The sequence below is a fragment of the Halomonas halodenitrificans DSM 735 genome (genome assembly GCF_000620045.1).
Classification (GTDB): Bacteria; Pseudomonadota; Gammaproteobacteria; order Pseudomonadales; family Halomonadaceae; genus Halomonas; species Halomonas halodenitrificans.
Genome location: NZ_JHVH01000037.1, coordinates 1 through 15,243, shown reverse-complemented (window position 1 = coordinate 15,243; position 15,243 = coordinate 1). Strand labels below are relative to the sequence as shown.

Annotated in this window: 15 protein-coding genes and 1 pseudogene; 13 read left to right on the top strand and 3 right to left on the bottom strand. The window is 49.4% G+C overall.

Features of this window, described 5'->3' with window-relative positions:
- Positions 1-279, bottom strand: a 279-nt coding sequence (locus Q358_RS0113630; RefSeq protein ID WP_043488403.1) for a helix-turn-helix domain-containing protein, incomplete at its 3' end; no start/stop codon positions are given.
- Positions 280-322: 43 nt separating this feature from the next.
- Between Q358_RS0113630 and Q358_RS17555 the strand changes: the two are divergent.
- The 3 genes and pseudogenes from Q358_RS17555 to Q358_RS0113620 all read left to right on the top strand — a co-directional run.
- Positions 323-2,572, top strand: a pseudogene (locus Q358_RS17555) (TrlF family AAA-like ATPase); the annotation flags it as partial.
- Positions 2,573-2,779: 207 nt separating this feature from the next.
- Positions 2,780-3,451, top strand: coding sequence for a hypothetical protein (locus tag Q358_RS18695; protein WP_156940934.1), 672 nt, complete (start codon positions 2,780-2,782; stop codon positions 3,449-3,451).
- Positions 3,452-3,568: 117 nt separating this feature from the next.
- On the top strand, positions 3,569-4,339 hold the full coding sequence (locus Q358_RS0113620) for an RES family NAD+ phosphorylase (RefSeq protein ID WP_027962494.1): 771 nt from the start codon (positions 3,569-3,571) through the stop codon (positions 4,337-4,339).
- A 217-nt stretch (positions 4,340-4,556) separates the two neighbouring features.
- Here the strand turns inward: Q358_RS0113620 and Q358_RS0113615 are convergent, their stop codons facing one another.
- Positions 4,557-6,071, bottom strand: coding sequence for a hypothetical protein (locus tag Q358_RS0113615; protein WP_156940933.1), 1,515 nt, complete (start codon positions 6,069-6,071; stop codon positions 4,557-4,559).
- 470 nt (positions 6,072-6,541) lie between these two features.
- Between Q358_RS0113615 and Q358_RS18350 the strand changes: the two genes are divergently transcribed.
- From Q358_RS18350 to Q358_RS18670, 10 genes are all read left to right on the top strand, one after another.
- Positions 6,542-6,748 (top strand): KTSC domain-containing protein, encoded by a 207-nt coding sequence (locus tag Q358_RS18350; protein WP_084286575.1) that lies wholly within the window; start codon positions 6,542-6,544, stop codon positions 6,746-6,748.
- Between the two features lie 103 nt (positions 6,749-6,851).
- Entirely contained in the window at positions 6,852-7,352 is a 501-nt protein-coding gene (locus tag Q358_RS18690) for a hypothetical protein (protein ID WP_156940932.1), read from the top strand.
- A gap of 972 nt (positions 7,353-8,324) precedes the next feature.
- Positions 8,325-8,543: a hypothetical protein gene (locus tag Q358_RS0113610; RefSeq protein ID WP_027962492.1), complete on the top strand. Its 219-nt coding sequence runs from the start codon at positions 8,325-8,327 to the stop codon at positions 8,541-8,543.
- Positions 8,544-9,279: 736 nt separating this feature from the next.
- The gene (locus Q358_RS18685; RefSeq protein WP_156940931.1) at positions 9,280-9,792 is read left to right on the top strand and encodes a hypothetical protein; all 513 of its coding nucleotides are present in this window, start codon (positions 9,280-9,282) and stop codon (positions 9,790-9,792) included.
- Positions 9,793-9,802: 10 nt separating this feature from the next.
- The gene (locus Q358_RS18345) at positions 9,803-10,432 is read left to right on the top strand and encodes a toll/interleukin-1 receptor domain-containing protein (RefSeq protein WP_084286574.1); all 630 of its coding nucleotides are present in this window, start codon (positions 9,803-9,805) and stop codon (positions 10,430-10,432) included.
- A gap of 73 nt (positions 10,433-10,505) precedes the next feature.
- Complete coding sequence (locus Q358_RS0113605) at positions 10,506-11,093, top strand: hypothetical protein (protein WP_027962491.1); 588 nt, start codon at positions 10,506-10,508, stop codon at positions 11,091-11,093.
- A 220-nt stretch (positions 11,094-11,313) separates the two neighbouring features.
- Positions 11,314-11,973 carry a DUF2971 domain-containing protein gene (locus tag Q358_RS18340; protein ID WP_161629658.1) on the top strand — a complete coding sequence of 220 codons (660 nt, stop codon included), beginning with the start codon at positions 11,314-11,316 and terminating at the stop codon, positions 11,971-11,973.
- 406 nt (positions 11,974-12,379) lie between these two features.
- On the top strand, positions 12,380-12,799 hold the full coding sequence (locus Q358_RS18680; RefSeq protein ID WP_156940930.1) for a hypothetical protein: 420 nt from the start codon (positions 12,380-12,382) through the stop codon (positions 12,797-12,799).
- Between the two features lie 176 nt (positions 12,800-12,975).
- Positions 12,976-13,854 (top strand): hypothetical protein, encoded by an 879-nt coding sequence (locus tag Q358_RS18675; protein ID WP_156940929.1) that lies wholly within the window; start codon positions 12,976-12,978, stop codon positions 13,852-13,854.
- A 269-nt stretch (positions 13,855-14,123) separates the two neighbouring features.
- Positions 14,124-14,861, top strand: coding sequence for a hypothetical protein (locus tag Q358_RS18670; RefSeq protein ID WP_156940928.1), 738 nt, complete (start codon positions 14,124-14,126; stop codon positions 14,859-14,861).
- Positions 14,862-14,941: 80 nt separating this feature from the next.
- On the opposite strand, the gene Q358_RS18800 is transcribed toward Q358_RS18670, so the two are convergent.
- A partial coding sequence (locus Q358_RS18800) for a histone-like nucleoid-structuring protein, MvaT/MvaU family (protein WP_027962489.1) occupies positions 14,942-15,243 on the bottom strand: 302 nt, incomplete at its 5' end.

The window sequence follows — 15,243 nt, the reverse complement described above, 5'->3', positions numbered from 1 at the left end:
ATAGATGCCCCGGCGGCGGCAGTATTCCGCAGCCTCCTGGACGTTCATCGAGGCGGTCTCAAGCACGGCGCTGAACTTGTCCTTGGACGACCAGCCATCGGCGCCCTTGCCCAGAGCATCCGGCAGGCACCGCCCCTCAGCGCGGGCTTCCTTGCGCCACTTGTAGACGGTGCCCAGCGAGATCCCTTCCTGCTCCGCGATCACCTTCGGGGAGAGGTTGTGGGGAGGCAGCAGCTTGGTCACTACGGCTTGCCGGCGCTCCTCGGAGTAACGAGGCATGAGTGTCTCCTTTCGCCCCCTGGTCGGTTTATAAGAACAGGGTATCAGAGGGTGCGACACTCATCCTGACACTGGGGGCGACCAGGAGTCCGTTGGGCAGCCAGTCGACAATCGCTTCTCGTGGATCAAGGGTGCACTGACATTCGATGCCCTACGACAGGCCTGCATCGACCCGGAAGGCCGTGCCTATGTCGGCGAGAAACCGCCAAGCTCGGCTATGCCGTCGCAGGTCATATCGCATGTACACTTTGAGGACGCAGATTGGGCGGCCACGCCCGATATTTCGCTCAATCCCGGCCTAGTCGCCATCATTGGCGCGCGGGGATCGGGCAAGACGGCACTGGCCGATGTGATTGCCGCCGGTTGCGATGCAATAACTCCAGCTGGCTGGGAGGCTGACGAGAACGTCAGCCCATCGTTCCTCACACGCGCACGCAAACTGATCGGGGACGCCTCCGCGACACTGACTTGGGGCGGCGGCGCGACGGAGACGCGTGCGCTTGATGGCCGTGACGCGAACGGCCATATGTCGTTCCCTCGTGCGAGATATCTTTCTCAGCAATTTGTCGAGGAGCTGTGCTCGGCCAAGGGTGTCTCCGATGGTCTCGTCGATGAGATCGAGCGCGTTATCTTCGATTCCCACTCGCAGGACGACCGCGAGTGGGCGCTTGACTTCACCGAGCTCCGCGAGCAACGGACCGCTCGCTTCCAGCAAGCCCGCGAGCGTGAGGCGGAGGGGATCGCCGACATCTCCGACAGCATCGCTACCGAGCTCGAGAAAGAGAGCCTCGTTGCCAGCCTGAGCAAGCAGGTTGAGCAAAAGAGGAAGCTGATCGCCGGCTATACGGCTGATCAGGCTAAGCTGGTGGTCAAGGGTACCGAAGCGCAGGTCGCAAGGCACACCCAGCTCAGCAAGGCTGCGCAGAAGCTAAGGACCAAGATACAAGCCTACAACAATCAGCGCCGAACCTTCGTCGCTCTGCAGGACGAGGTTCGCAGTGTGCGCGCCACCGGCGCGCCTGAAATGCTCCGTCAGATCCAGGCGCGACACAACAACAGTGGCCTAGATGCCAATCAGTGGGACGAGTTCCTGCTGATCTACAAGGGCGATGTCGACACGAGCCTCACGGCCTACACCGCATGGGCCGACGACGAGGTTCGCAAGCTCAACGGTGTTCCGCCATCGCCCGGCGATCCCAAGGTTGCCCTGATTGCCGATGACGCAGATCTCGCGATGCTTCCGCTTGCGCCGATCGTAGCAGAGATGGCTCGACTTGAGGCGCTATTCGGCTCGGACAAGCTAGTTCGTGAGCAATACGCAGCGCTTACTAAGCGGATTGCGCAGGAGAATTCGGCGCTTCAGACCTTGGAAGCACGGCTCACTGACGCCAAGAGCGCGGCAGCGCGACGGAAGGACTTGCAGACTGAACGCGACGACACCTATGGCCGAGTGTTCGAGGCCATCATAAACGAGCAAAACGCGCTGGCTGGCCTGTATGCACCGCTCATGGAGCGCCTTTCCTCATCATCGGGCACGCTCAAAAAGCTGAGTTTTTCAGTCCGCAGGATTGCCGATGTCCAGACCTGGGGCGCGTTTGCCGAAGAGGAACTCCTCGACCGGCGTAAGGCGGGCCCTTTTTACGGGCGCGGTTCGTTGATCGCGGCCGCGACGGACGCGCTCAAATCCGCATGGGAAACCGGCTCTGCCGCTGAGGTTCAGGCTGCCATGACGGCCTTTATGGGAAAATACCTGAAAGACCTCTTATCGCACGCGCCATTTTCCCCAGCGCAGCAAACTGAATTCCGCGCGTGGTCGAAGCGGTTCGCACACTGGCTTTTCGGGACCGAACACATTGCCGTCCGCTACGAGATTTCCTATGACGGTGTCGACATCCGCAAGTTATCGCCAGGCACGCGAGGAATCGTCCTGTTGCTGCTCTACCTCGCGCTCGACGATTCCGACGACCGACCGCTGATTATCGACCAACCAGAGGAAAATCTCGATCCAAAGTCGGTCTTCGACGAGCTGGTGGCGCTGTTCATCGCGGCGAAGGCGAAACGCCAGGTGATCATGGTGACACACAACGCCAATCTCGTGATCAACACCGACGCGGATCAGATCATCGTCGCCGAAGCTGGTCCGCATCTCTCAGGTGGTCTGCCGCCGATCAGCTATGTAGCGGGTGGGCTAGAGGACGCTGCGATCCGCAAGGTGGTTTGTGACATCCTTGAAGGTGGCGAAGCCGCTTTTCGGGAACGAGCGAGGCGGCTTCGCGTCCGTCTCGATCGATAGATTGGACTATGATGGCAAGCCCGTCCGCGACAAATACAACATCGCGGCGGTCCTTGGGGGCATGCTGGACCAGTCAGCTTACAGTGGCGGCCTAACAATCGGCTGCACAGCGACCGATTTTCCGCCGCTTCACGGCTCCAAACCGGTGCCTGAGCCGGGCTTTAGCGACTGGTGCGGCAGCAGTCGCAAACGGATAGCGGAGACATAATGATTCCAAAAAACCAAATCTCTGTACAAAGGCGAATTGGCGAGGCTGTCGCCGCGAAAATGAACTACGACTTCCTCTGTTTTCGCGGGTCTATAATGGGGGAGGCGTATCTTGGTCACAGTATTTCGGAGATCCTCGCATCGTTCTTCGACCAGACGGCCTATAGGGCTAGGAATAACTTCGCGCATCCGGTGCTCTCTTCGATGAAGCGGGGACGAAAACCGGAGATTGACTACGTCGTCGAGGATCTAGCTACGAATCAGGTTGTGCTTGCAGCAGAAGCGAAGTGGGCTGGTAGCTCTCATTGTTCTGCAGAAAACATCCTCTGGGATCTTGTTCGCCTAAAAGCACTAAAAGATTCAGTCGATCACGAATGTGGAACCTACTTTCTAGTCGCAGGAAATAGGGAAGATGTTGGAAGGTTGTTTCGGGCGAAGCTGTTTCGGCAGGGTTCACACTCTCCGCTGATTGTCGGTAGTCGGCGAAAAAAAAGCTTTAGCCTTTCAGATAATCGAGATCATCAGAAGCTAATTGATAAGCAAAAGAAAAAGTGGTTGGAAGCTTATTCAGACTTTTCTGTGCCCGAATGCTTGAAAACTAAGCTCGAAGATGATTCGCGATCGGCAGCCAATAACATGCGATTTGTCGCGCGGGTTTGGGAGGTCCTATGAGTCAAAGCATCGTGGCCGCTAACAACAGTGTGAACTCGGACGCCCAACTGCGCTACGCTCCGTTGGGCTCCGGTTACACTGGTCGTTATGTGTCGGGACTTCCAAATCGAGAAAAATATGCCGTTTAAGTCATGGAATAGCTTTAGGGAATTTCAGAAATCAGTAGTAAGGGAGTCTCGCCATATCCAAAGCGAGGAGGCTGCTGATTTTCTACGAGCAATAGTTATTTCAGGTAAGGAGCGAATAAGGGTGCTTCCGAAAGACACCCGATTATGGCGGGCTCAACTAGGTCATGATTTGCGTCCGGAGTATGCCGGAGAGGAACTAATAGACTACTTCCCTACCGCTTACAAACCTGAACGTATGAAGCCTTTGAGAGATAGTGCTAGAGAGGGGAGAGCCAACCCTAAAGGCATCCCATATTTGTATATCGCGACTGACAAAGAAACTGCAATGTCAGAGGTTAGGCCATGGATTGGCTCGATAATATCGACGGGGTGTTTTGTAACCAAAAAAGAGCTAAAGCTAATAGATTTTTCCGTGGAGCACGGAGAGGAGCAATACTTCTTTTTTAGTGAGCCAACTGAGGAAGAGAAGATTCGAGCGGTATGGTCGCACATCGATAACGCCTTTTCGCGACCGGTTCTGGAATCGGATTCCACAGCCGACTACGCGCCTACGCAGGTCATAGCTGAGTTCATCAAGTCAAAAGGCTACGATGGTATCGTCTACAAAAGTGCTTTGGCTGAAGGGTACAACCTCGCTTTATTTGATCTAGACTCAGCAGAACTTGTTAGCTGCACAACTTTTGAGGTGAAATCACTATCCTTGAGATTTTCCCAAACTGATAATCTCTATTATGTTGATCGGCATGAGAACAACACATAACCAAGCGGTCAGCCGGACGCCAAAAGCGGCATGCTTTTGGCTCCCTCCGATGGCGCTCCGGCGCCAATTCACTTAGCGTTATATGTTAGGAAAATCTCAATGTCCGCTTTTGGCCGAATGAGTAACTTTAGTCTATCCTGATGGAATGGTGGAGGCAGTTGACGACCCAAAGTAGTTGTAGGGAATTCGTCGATTATATCCACACTCTGAATACAGATTAATTCTCAGAGCGCAGCTGCTGAGCAGCGTCGAGTTCCTCACTAAAGCACCTCAGCTGAGCCCGAAGCACATGGTCCTGTTCATCGAAGCATTGCTTCAGGGTATATAAATAATTGCTCTGTTTTAGGAAACTGTAAGGCTCGATGAGGTGTGCCCGCATCACCCTGGCCAAAGGTGCCAAGTGCGCACGCTGTTCTAGGTCTCGCAGGGTGGTGAGCGCCACACTAAGCAGTTCGTGCTTGAGTCGGCAGGGCACGCGCGGCGACATTAGGATAATCTGAATCACTCGGCCGATGGCTTCTGCAGCTTCGAAGGCAATGTAGATGTGATTTCCTTCGAGCTGGTCGGGACGCAGTATGTCGCCAGGCTCTGTTAGAGCTTCGGCATCCCTCACCCATACTGCAGTAGTGTCAACGACTTCGTACAGCAGGTAGCCCAGCGGCGTTGGGAACTCATGGTTCTCGTCTTCCGGCCGAACTTCGCGAGCGCGATCAACTAAGCGGCTGGCGAAATGGGGCATGTAGTGTAGCCACAAGTGGTCAGCGGTGCGCTGATGCAGGCCCTCCAGGACCATGATCCTGAAGAACCAAATGCCGGTATACACAGGGTCGTGGTGCTTTCCAACCTCTTGAAAGGTTAGCAGCCTCCCATTGAGTTTCTTTTCGAGGACTTCATCGGCATCAATCCGCGCGAGTACGGCCTCGCCGACAGACCGGTAAACCCCGAGTCGAGCGGCCACATTAACATCGACGCAGTAGAACCGTAAAAGTCGGTTCTCATCAGGAAGTGCCAGGCGGTGTCCACCTTCGCCGAAGTTGTCGTTGTTCTTGAGCTCGCTGTAGAAGACGCTGGCCTCATTGGCCAATAGCGCGTGGAAGAACTCATCTTGGAAGCCTTCCACAAAGCGCGTTGCGCGCTCCATGACCTCCATGCAGAGGTATGGTCTCGCGATGGCGAGATGTGAGGCCAGGCGGCGGGATGATAACAGCCGCTTTACGACGATGGCTGCGCGGCGCTGCACTTGCTGGGAAGGGCCAACTAGGTCGGCAAGCCATTCGCGGAAGCCAAACAATTTGCGGAATAACCTGTTAGTCGGGGCCCCTTGCCCCAGAGTGATGGACCCGTCGTCTCGGACGATGACTTGGAAGCCGGGACGCTGCGGGCGAATTTTATCGGCCAGGCGGCCGCGCACGCTCTTCGATGCGGCCAAGTCCAGCGCCGAATCGAGATGAAGATGCAGCAACTCGGAGAGTTCGTCGAGCTTCCCTGCGTGCAAAAGCGACGTGGTGAGGTCATCGAAGAGCCCGAGGTTCCAGCGCGTCAACCTCGTTCTGCGCGACCGCCAATACACAAAGGCGGCGAGGAGCAGAAACAGAAGGTACTGGGCGGCACTCTTGTCGAAACCCCACAGCCATGGCCCAAGGGCCGGAAACCCAAGTGACGTGAGCACGGGCTCGAAGAAAAGCCCGTGGATAATGAGCAACGCTGCCCAGATGGCCAACCAGTCGAACAAGTTTAAGCTCAACCGAAAGCTGAGCCTGGCAGTGCTTGGCACAACCGCCCACACTGCAGTGATCAAGCCCAGCATGGTGAGTAGTGCGCTAGTGTCGATGCCAGCAGGGTTCATAGGGTGGCCAACATTAGGGATATCTGAAGTGGTTCAAGGGCTCTGCTGAAGCAATTGTGGTCAGCAAGGGAATGGTCCTATTGTAACGGCAATACCGATGGGATAACCATGCCCTTTCCTTAGCCGCGGCACAGCAGGAGCGATACCGCCAACGGACAGTCGTAGGCTCCGGGCATCTGGTATATCTAGCCAAAGTGACTATTGGTACGTCTGCTTCTGGCCGAATGAGGAATGTTAGCCTATGCTAATAGGTGGTGCACGGCACCTGACGACCCAAAGCGACCATTCCGGGAAATGCTGCATGCGGGTTCATCAGTGTTGAACACTCAAGCAGTTAAGAATCACGGGAGAGCACCATGACTGAGTGGGTTTCTGTAAGCTCCAAAGCCATAAGAAAAATCGGCTATGAAGCGAGTAGCTCCAGAATGTTTATCGATTTTGAAGATAGCCATCCGCTTTATACCTTTTGCGGAGTCCCAGAAGCAGTGTTTCGTGAATTCATAAATTCTGGCTCTGTCGGGCGCTATTACCACCAATGCATTAAGAACCGATACCAGTGCTGAAGGTAGGCACCATAAACGGAATAAATTTGAAAAATGGTATGCTTTTAGTTTAAATTTTGGTTTTATAATTTTCGTATTTGCTACGACAAGGTGCCAGTCTAAGATGAATGATAATATTTCCCTGCAACACTCAATCGAAATACGGCTTAATTCTACAGGCTATAAGGGAAGCGATGTTGACTCGATATTGCCCGAGTTCATTACGGATAGAAATACCACTGTCGGCTTGACTTGGTACCCAAGTGCTAATGGGCCAGATAGTTTAACTATTTACATTGCCGTTGTTGGATTCTTTTCTGTGTTTGCTGGGGAGTTTGCTAAGCATCTGGCGGGTGATATGTATTCTTGGAGTAAAGAGAAACTGGCAACTTTGCTGAGATCAAAAAAATATCCTTGCTGCGCTATAACCATCAAGCTCAATGACGTTGAAATATTTTTTGGCGATGAAGATTTATTTGACTTACCTGGAGCTGAAGAAGTTGTTAATCGATTTTTCCAAGAGCTGCCAAATATAATTGAGAATGTCCAGCCAGAGGAATCTACGCTATGGAGAGTCTCATACGATCATGAGAATGATGGATGGACCGTTAATAAGTTGGACTAGTAAGTTTAATGCTGCCAACTGCCTGTTAAATACAACCACGCATCAATCAGTCTTTTCTTAATGTACGCCTCTGGCCGAACGAGAAAGTTTAGTCTATGCTGATGGATGGCTGCCGACCCACAGCGACACTACTGCTGGCAAGCAGCAGGCTTGTTCGTCCGGGTGAGGGTGTGGCAGCCCTTTCGTGGATCGATCAATAGTGCTTATAAAGGAGAAAACCATGGGAATTAAACCAGGCCCCAAAAGAACTGCTAAATCAACTGGTAAGCCAGATAGGCGTCAACGGGACAACAAAAACACCCCCGGGAATACGCCATCACTTAAGCCTCACAAGCACAAGAAAGGTGATTAGAAAAGGGATAATTTCACCCAGCATGGCCAGCCAGAGCAATGCCAATACCAACGCTTTGCTCTGTCTTTGTCACTCCTACTTTCGGAGATAAGTGTCAGAGATCAATTGACCAAGGAGTTATTAATGCCAGGAAAAGAGCTATGGTTTGTGGCTGAGGCAGAAGACGGTCAAAGCTACTGGGTATACAAAAAGGGTAGGTCAATCTACGTCAGCAGCCCGAACGGCCATGAACACTTGTGTCACCCTTCAGTAACTAGCGAAGATAAGGTTAAAAGTGAAATATTCTTGGTGTACCAAGCGAAAATCGTCAGCACCAAACTGCCATCATAACTCATTACTTAATCAAGGTGTTTCCGCCTGTTGCGAAGAAGCCAAAGAAATTAGCTCGTGATTCCATCCCAGTTCGGCCCTAGCGGGTCTCCACCGGACAGCCTGTTCTTCGCTTCACTACGTAAGGACCGCCACTGAATATCGGCATTATTAAATCCACGCTGTACGTCCGCTTCTGGCCGAATGGAGAACGTTAGTCTACCCTGAGGGTATAGATAAAATCAGCTTATGAACCAGAGCGGACGCCTTGGCAGGTGGTAATTCTGTTTTCTTTGACATAGGAGAAGTCCATGCAAGATATAAGACGACTTGAGGTTGGCATGACCACAAAGATTGGCACGGATCAGGTGAAGGAGCCTGAGGTGGGCAGGGAATATGTCCGGGGGCTCGATTCCAATAGCTGGCTCCTGTTTACCGAAGACCCGGCTGAGGATCGACCAGTTGTTGTTCGCATTGATAGTATCGACGGCGATGTGTGCCACTGCACGGTCACAAGAAAGTTAAGTTGATAGCTGCTCTAACCTTTATTCCTGCTCTCGCCCTAGCTGACTACGGCAGCGTGCGGGTCGACGAAATGACGTCAGTCCTCGACGGCGGTACATCCCGCGATCAGATCAACGACTGGCCGCCCGTAATCGGCAACCGGACGGCGCTTAAACGCGGTTCGCTTCATGCTGTCGGTCCTGCAAGACCGTTCAGTGTTTGTTGTGCCAAATAGGTCAATCAAGCAGAACGTCTTGCCCTGGCGCTCCGAGAGACAACTTGCTCTGGCATTATATTGGCTATAGAAGATTGTCCGCTCTTGGCCGGATGCCTAACTTTAGTCTATCCTGATGTAGCTTTTTGGCTACTTATGAAGCAAGCAGTATGAGGCATGTATCGCAAGGAATTGTGGGTGCTGTAATATCTATGCATTGATAATGGATCAGCCGTTCTGTTTTTTCATCCAGTATGTTTTCTCTGGCAGGCGAAACAGGCACGAAATGCCTCTCACAGCGGAACGGTTTCACCGCAGGTTGCGTAGTTAATCATGTGAATTCTAAAAGTCGGGGAGAAACCCTCGCATATAGTGTGCCAGCTTGGCGTAGATAGCGTGCATGCTTGTTTTTTTGATTAGAGGCTGCGAAAGTTATGCACGTATCCATCACAAAATCAGTGCGTTGCCGTGTTTTATGGCTGATGTGAGGAAGTGCAAAGTGTGCTAGCATGCTGTTAAACTGGTAGAAGGAAAACGAGAAATTTCTGATGGAGATGATTTTCAACATAGTATGGACTCTAGCAGTAGCAGGGTTAACTCTGTTGGCAGAGTTAATTGCCACAAAATTTGTATTAATGAAATCGACATTGAGCGCTATTTCTAAAGATGTCGATAGTGATAAAAGCAATGATGAAGTCATAGCTAAAGTACGTGGTCATCTGTATGACTTGGATGAATCCACTAGTCCATTATGGGGTGCAGAGCTCTCAGCAGTTGCTCTCTCAGTAGATTTTGCAGCTTTAGGGATATGGATTGCTAACAAATCTATGTTCCCTTTCTTCTCAAAATGGAATACTGAAGTCTCGGAATACGAGATACCGATTTGGTTGCTCTTGTTCTTGGTTCATTTTGTAGCCTTATTGGGGTCAATAATATTTAAACAATTCCACAATGACTCTGTGAGAATTCAAGAGCCTAAGAAGCGTTGGATGTATGCTGGTAATCTCGTGGGATTTATGGCGCTTTTTTCCACTTTTTCAATATTGACCGATACATTATAGGAGCAATTCAATGGAAATTATTATCGCTTCTATAGTTGCCATTGTTGCATCAATATTCGGTAGTTATATCAGTAGCATATGGGCTATTCTATTTAAACGTCGAACCAAGACGAGTATCAAACTAGGTGGTAAGCTCGTTAATATTGAGATTGGGGATATTGAAAGTTCAGTTGCAAATGTTAGAGAAGCACTAAGTTATGAAAGAGAGAATCCAAAGGTCTTTATTTCCTACGCTAGCGTAGATAAGGAACTTGCGCGAAAGATTACTTCCTATTTGTCTAGCCAAGGAATTGAAACTTGGTTAGATGAGCAGGAAATTTCACCGGGTGATTCAATTTCAAAAAAAATCAATGAAGGTTTAAAAAGCAGCCAATGGTTTTTGCAAATAATGTCTCCAGAATCATCGAAATCCGAATGGATGCACAAAGAGCTATCGAAAATAATAGACTTAGAAAAAAAGAGAAACAGAAATTTAATTATCCCGGTTCTAACGCAATCAGTACAACTTCCTGATGAAATACGTGATAGATCGTATATCAATTTAGAAGATAACTACGAGCAAAATATGGCTCGTCTAGTTGACGCTATTAAGTTCAGAACTGAAAAATCTTCTAACAATGCCATTAACACGGACAGTTAAAAGCGCCGTTTCGCGTCGCTACACTCAGCTTTTAACTGCCGGTTATGGCGAGCGTTATAAATCAAGGAGAACAATGGAGCATTATCTCGCGATTTCAGCTGCGATTTTGGGATCACTTGGCGGCGGGGGTGCCATTGTCGTAGGGCTTTCAAGTTGGATAGGTAAAGTCTGGGCAGCTCGCCTGATGGATAACGAGCGCCACAAGCATGAGAGGGAATTGGAAGCTTTGCGCGCCTCGCTAAAGGCCAAAAATGATGAGCAATTAACGGCCATCTCAAGTGACTACGAAATTTTCAAACAGACCCACCTTCGTGAGCATAACGATAAGTTGGTGATATACCGCGCATCAATCGACTCAGTAGCTTCAATTCTGGCGAAGATAGAGCTTTTGGTTATCGGGGAAAGAGATGATCTTTCGGGCGAAGAGAAAGAAGCATTCGAAAACGATAGGCTACGCATATATGGATACTTGGCAATGCTTGCTCCGCAGAATGTAATGGATGCAAATGATGCTTTTGTAGATCTCTTGCTAGCTCTGATATACGACGGAGAAAAAACTGACTGGAAAACTGTCAGGGACTCTGCGCTGCGGTTAACCAATGCAATGAGAGCTGATATTGGCCTCAACAAAGAGCCGGTGACCTACAAAGGTGATCGCTGATTTCTAATCAGTGCAGGCACGGCGACGCCCTTCACATTATGCCTTCGGCTCCATTTCTTCGGCGCGCGTGCTGAAAACGTTATATCAGCGAATGCTCAACGTCTGCTCTTGGCCGGATCGAGAACTTTTGGCTATGCTGTTGTGGTGGTTGATGCAGTTGCCGACCCAGTGCCGACCTTGCTGAGAACACTCTTGGCGAATTTATCTATGTTAAATGCCTATGAAACTCTATAAATTTCGTTCGCTTGCCAACATCGAATACACGCTCGATATACTGTTAAATGAGCGATTGCATTGTGCAGCATATAACAAACTCAATGATCCCTTTGAAGGGGTTTTTCTATCAGTTATGCATATTGGCGGCTCACTTAATAGTGGCCCTCTGAATTTTGCACCACTCGGAGGCCACCGCACCGTTAAGAAGCCACAATCAATATCTGAGCTTCCTATTCCTGGTGGAACACGGGTGTGCAGTCTTTCTGGAGAAAAATCTGACGTGCGTATGTGGTCCCATTACGCGGGTGGCCATACCGGAATAGCAATTGAAATAGAGTTGGAAGTGGATGCGAAGTTTTTGTATAAGGTCGATTATGTTGATCAGTTAAGAGAGTTTTCTTGCTCTCTTTTGACTTCACCTAAATCATACGAGGTACTGAGGATAAAAAGCAAGCACTGGGAGTATGAAAAGGAATATCGGATAATATCGGATGAGGATTTTTTCTGCGTTTCCGGAAGGATCACTGGAATCCACTTGGGCCTCAGAACATCTGATCATATGCGAGAAATGTTGTTGCGTGTTATAGGTAAATCCTTCCCTATATATTCTACTAAGCTCGATGAGCGAGAGATAGCAGTTGAGCTTAACAAGCAGATTAACTAGGTCGCTTTACGCTAGGCGATCGGGCTGATCGGGGAGGTGCTAAAATTCCCCCGCGCGTGCTGTTGTCGTTATATGAGGACTCTCTGGTCGTCTTCTTCTGGCCGAAAGAAGAACTTTGGCCGATGTGGATAAGCGTTAATCATTACCCCATGACACCAGCCGAATTTCCCAAAAAAGAAGCCAGCATATTGTTGGTATTATTTTTCTATGCTATTTTCACTAGAGTGGATCAAAGAGTTTCGACAAAACTTAGGCATCGTGTATTTTTTTGATTTTAAGTGGCTGGCAAGCTCAGTCAAAAAAGAGTGCGCATTCTGAGTAGTGCTTGGGGGCTAAGAGAGTGAGGCGTCTCAATGGGTGGCATAGGCTATGGATCGCATCTTCTGTGCTATACGCAGGTGTGGTTGTGGCTATGATATATTTGGTAGATGTTAATCCGAAAAATGCTGCGGACATGTCGCGCTCTCAAAGCACAATTGGCATTCTTGATCAGTATCATAGTGAAAGAAAAGCGGACTTGAGCCTTGAAGAGCGCCAGAATCTAATTTTGGCTAAAGCGAGGGTTCGTCGTTTTCTAAGTGAGGGCGAAGGGCCGTTGGCCGATTCATATGAAACCTTTGTCAGTGACATTAACAGCACGCTAAACGTCCCAGTCAATTTCTCTCCGGCATACATGGAGCACGAGCAGGTGCTTCAAGAACATCAGTCTACTAGACTAAAGGTTATAAGCTATGGCTTTTTGGGTTGGGTGGGTCCCGTTATCATCTTGTACTTGCTTGGTTTTGTAATTGCATGGATCCGGCGGGGGTTCCAAGATAACCGTTAATAAGTGGTTGTGCTTGGACTTCTGTTGCTTAGCAATGCTAAGGGTCATCTGGGCGCTTCTACCTGTTGGCATATGCCAGATCGCGCTACACGTCCGTTTCTGGCGAATGCTGAACTTCAAACTACACCAGATAGACTAGGTGAGGTAGTTGACGACCCGAGGGAGTATACATAAACATGCCACTTCACACAATATCAGAAACTCAAATGCGGGATGGCTGCAAGCGTGCAATCGAAGGGCTTGAACTCTGGCTTCGGAGGCTCATTGATACAAAACTGACCGAGGCATATGGTCAAGACTATCTCGACGCTCAAAAAACTGATGGTAGCAGAGTAATAAAATCAGACCTTGCTAAAACACTTTCCAACCGCAAGTCACAAGAGCCCGAGCGATTTGTCCGTCCGATTGACGCCGCCTTCTTGGATGACCAGATTCAGATAATATGCAACCCTGCTTTGTACAGTGATCACTTCGCAGATGCATTAAGTTATATTTTCCCCCAAGGCAATGATTCTGCACGAACATTTCTTATGCGTCTCATTACACCTCGAAACGCACTGTATCACGCAAATCCAATTTCTGTTCACGATGCCTATCGAGTTCTCTGCTACTCAATGGATGTGGTAGAGAGTCTGAAGAGCTACTACGCTCGGGTTAATATGGAAAACCTCTACAATGTACCGACGGTTGTTAAGATTCTAGACTCGCTCGGACATGTTTTCTATCCTTCGTCTTCCAACCGAAATCCCGATGGTTCGGCCATATTGGACTACTCTCGGGATGAGGAGAGCTATCTTCGGTGCGGGGATTCCATTTCCATCACAGCTGAGATTGACCCTGCTTTCAGTTCAGACCAATATAAAGTTGAGTGGTTAATAGCGAACTTAGGTGGTCCTCATATAACTGGTGATAAGTTCCATATTGTTTTGAGTGGCCGCTACGTCTCTACGCGCTTCTGCGTTGTCTGCCGAGTGATATCAAATCAGAGCTGGCATAAGCTAGGGACCTGTGATGATCAGATTGACATTGCATATAAGATTCTACCACCGATTTAGATGAGACATGGTTATAGTATGCCTTAAACAAGGCAGGGAAATGGCCAACAAAAGCATCAGCTGAGCGAAAACGGTGCGAGTGCTGATGCCTGCTGTTATATATCATGCAATTCTAAACGTCCGCTCATGGCCGGATGCCGAATTTTAGGCTAAGCTGATGGAGCTGAATTGGCAGCTAGCTAGCCGAAGCAGACATGCATGTCGGCAATAGCCGCATGAGCGTTTATCCGAGTTGAAAAAGTGGTGACAGTTTGGAAGAAGGAAGATAGATGGCGTACGAGCCAACAATCAGAAAAAACCCTAGGCAGTTAACCATTGATCAGCATTACCATACGGCACATGCTATTTCAATGTTTTACGATTCGGACGATAAGGTGGAAGTAATGGATTTATCTTCCGGTCAAATAGTTAGAAGGCATAAACGAGCAAAGATATTTTGCACTAAACGCACATGGGACCAACGTGCAGAAAAGGGATACATGGTTCCTATTGAAGATAGGTTTCATGAAGAGATTGATAACATCAAGAACTTTTCAAAAAGAGATCATGAGGCTATTTCTAAATATTGCCTTCTCTGGCGGTTAAGGCATGAATTCCACTTAAGCAGCCATACGGATGTAGTTCTAAATGGCATATCCGATTCAGGCCTAACAAAAGATCAGGAGGAAATCCTTGAAAACAAAAATTGTAGTTTTGTTCGGGAAGGCGGAGTGGTAGCATCCCGCTTTTCGTCTGGGATTGAAATTCAAACTTTACTTGATCAACATTGGGATGCTTGTAGCCAATTTAAATGGGGGTTGATTGAGGCTCAAGATGGTGAGTTTTTGGTTGCAGATGGTTATGGAGATTTTGCATTTATTCCCATTTCTCCAAAACGGGCCTTCTGGGCTGGTGAAAGCGACCAAAAAATTAATAGAAGACAATTGGCTGAAGTAAATAAAGAGTCTATATCTCGAGCAAGGAAATACTACTTTGCGCGAAAAATTAGTGAGTGTCCAGTTGCCTAATATCCGGTTTAGCTGAATGTCAGCTTCTGGGCGATAAAAGCTGACCTGCCCACCTGTTTGGGTGAGCAGGTGAGTACTCTTTAGTCTTCAGTTCGTACTACCCAACTTTCTACGGTATCGGCACCGTATTCTTCTTTCCAGGCCTTCAGCGTCTTCTGGTTACCGCCGCGGGTCTCGACGACTTCGCCTGTGTTCGGGTTCTTGTAGATCTTCAGCTTGCGTTTGGCGCGGCCGGTGCTCTTGGTGCTGCTGGAGCCCTTGGTAGAAATCGATGTCGGATCGAGTAGCTTGATGACGTCGGCGGCTGACTTGTCGAACTCCCGCATTAGGTCTTCGAGGTGGCTCTTGAAATCCAGCTCGGTTTTCAGGCGATCGTCGTTCT

Bases quoted from the DNA above. Each gene is read 5' to 3' on its own strand.
- Q358_RS18695 (WP_156940934.1), top strand. From the start codon at position 2,780: ATGATTCCAAAAAACCAAATCTCTGTACAAAGGCGAATTGGCGAGGCT.
- Q358_RS0113620 (WP_027962494.1), top strand. From the start codon at position 3,569: ATGCCGTTTAAGTCATGGAATAGCTTTAGGGAATTTCAGAAATCAGTA.
- Q358_RS18350 (WP_084286575.1), top strand. From the start codon at position 6,542: ATGACTGAGTGGGTTTCTGTAAGCTCCAAAGCCATAAGAAAAATCGGC.
- Q358_RS18690 (WP_156940932.1), top strand. From the start codon at position 6,852: ATGAATGATAATATTTCCCTGCAACACTCAATCGAAATACGGCTTAAT.
- Q358_RS0113610 (WP_027962492.1), top strand. From the start codon at position 8,325: ATGCAAGATATAAGACGACTTGAGGTTGGCATGACCACAAAGATTGGC.
- Q358_RS18685 (WP_156940931.1), top strand. From the start codon at position 9,280: ATGGAGATGATTTTCAACATAGTATGGACTCTAGCAGTAGCAGGGTTA.
- Q358_RS18345 (WP_084286574.1), top strand. From the start codon at position 9,803: ATGGAAATTATTATCGCTTCTATAGTTGCCATTGTTGCATCAATATTC.
- Q358_RS0113605 (WP_027962491.1), top strand. From the start codon at position 10,506: ATGGAGCATTATCTCGCGATTTCAGCTGCGATTTTGGGATCACTTGGC.
- Q358_RS18340 (WP_161629658.1), top strand. From the start codon at position 11,314: ATGAAACTCTATAAATTTCGTTCGCTTGCCAACATCGAATACACGCTC.
- Q358_RS18675 (WP_156940929.1), top strand. From the start codon at position 12,976: ATGCCACTTCACACAATATCAGAAACTCAAATGCGGGATGGCTGCAAG.
- Q358_RS18670 (WP_156940928.1), top strand. From the start codon at position 14,124: ATGGCGTACGAGCCAACAATCAGAAAAAACCCTAGGCAGTTAACCATT.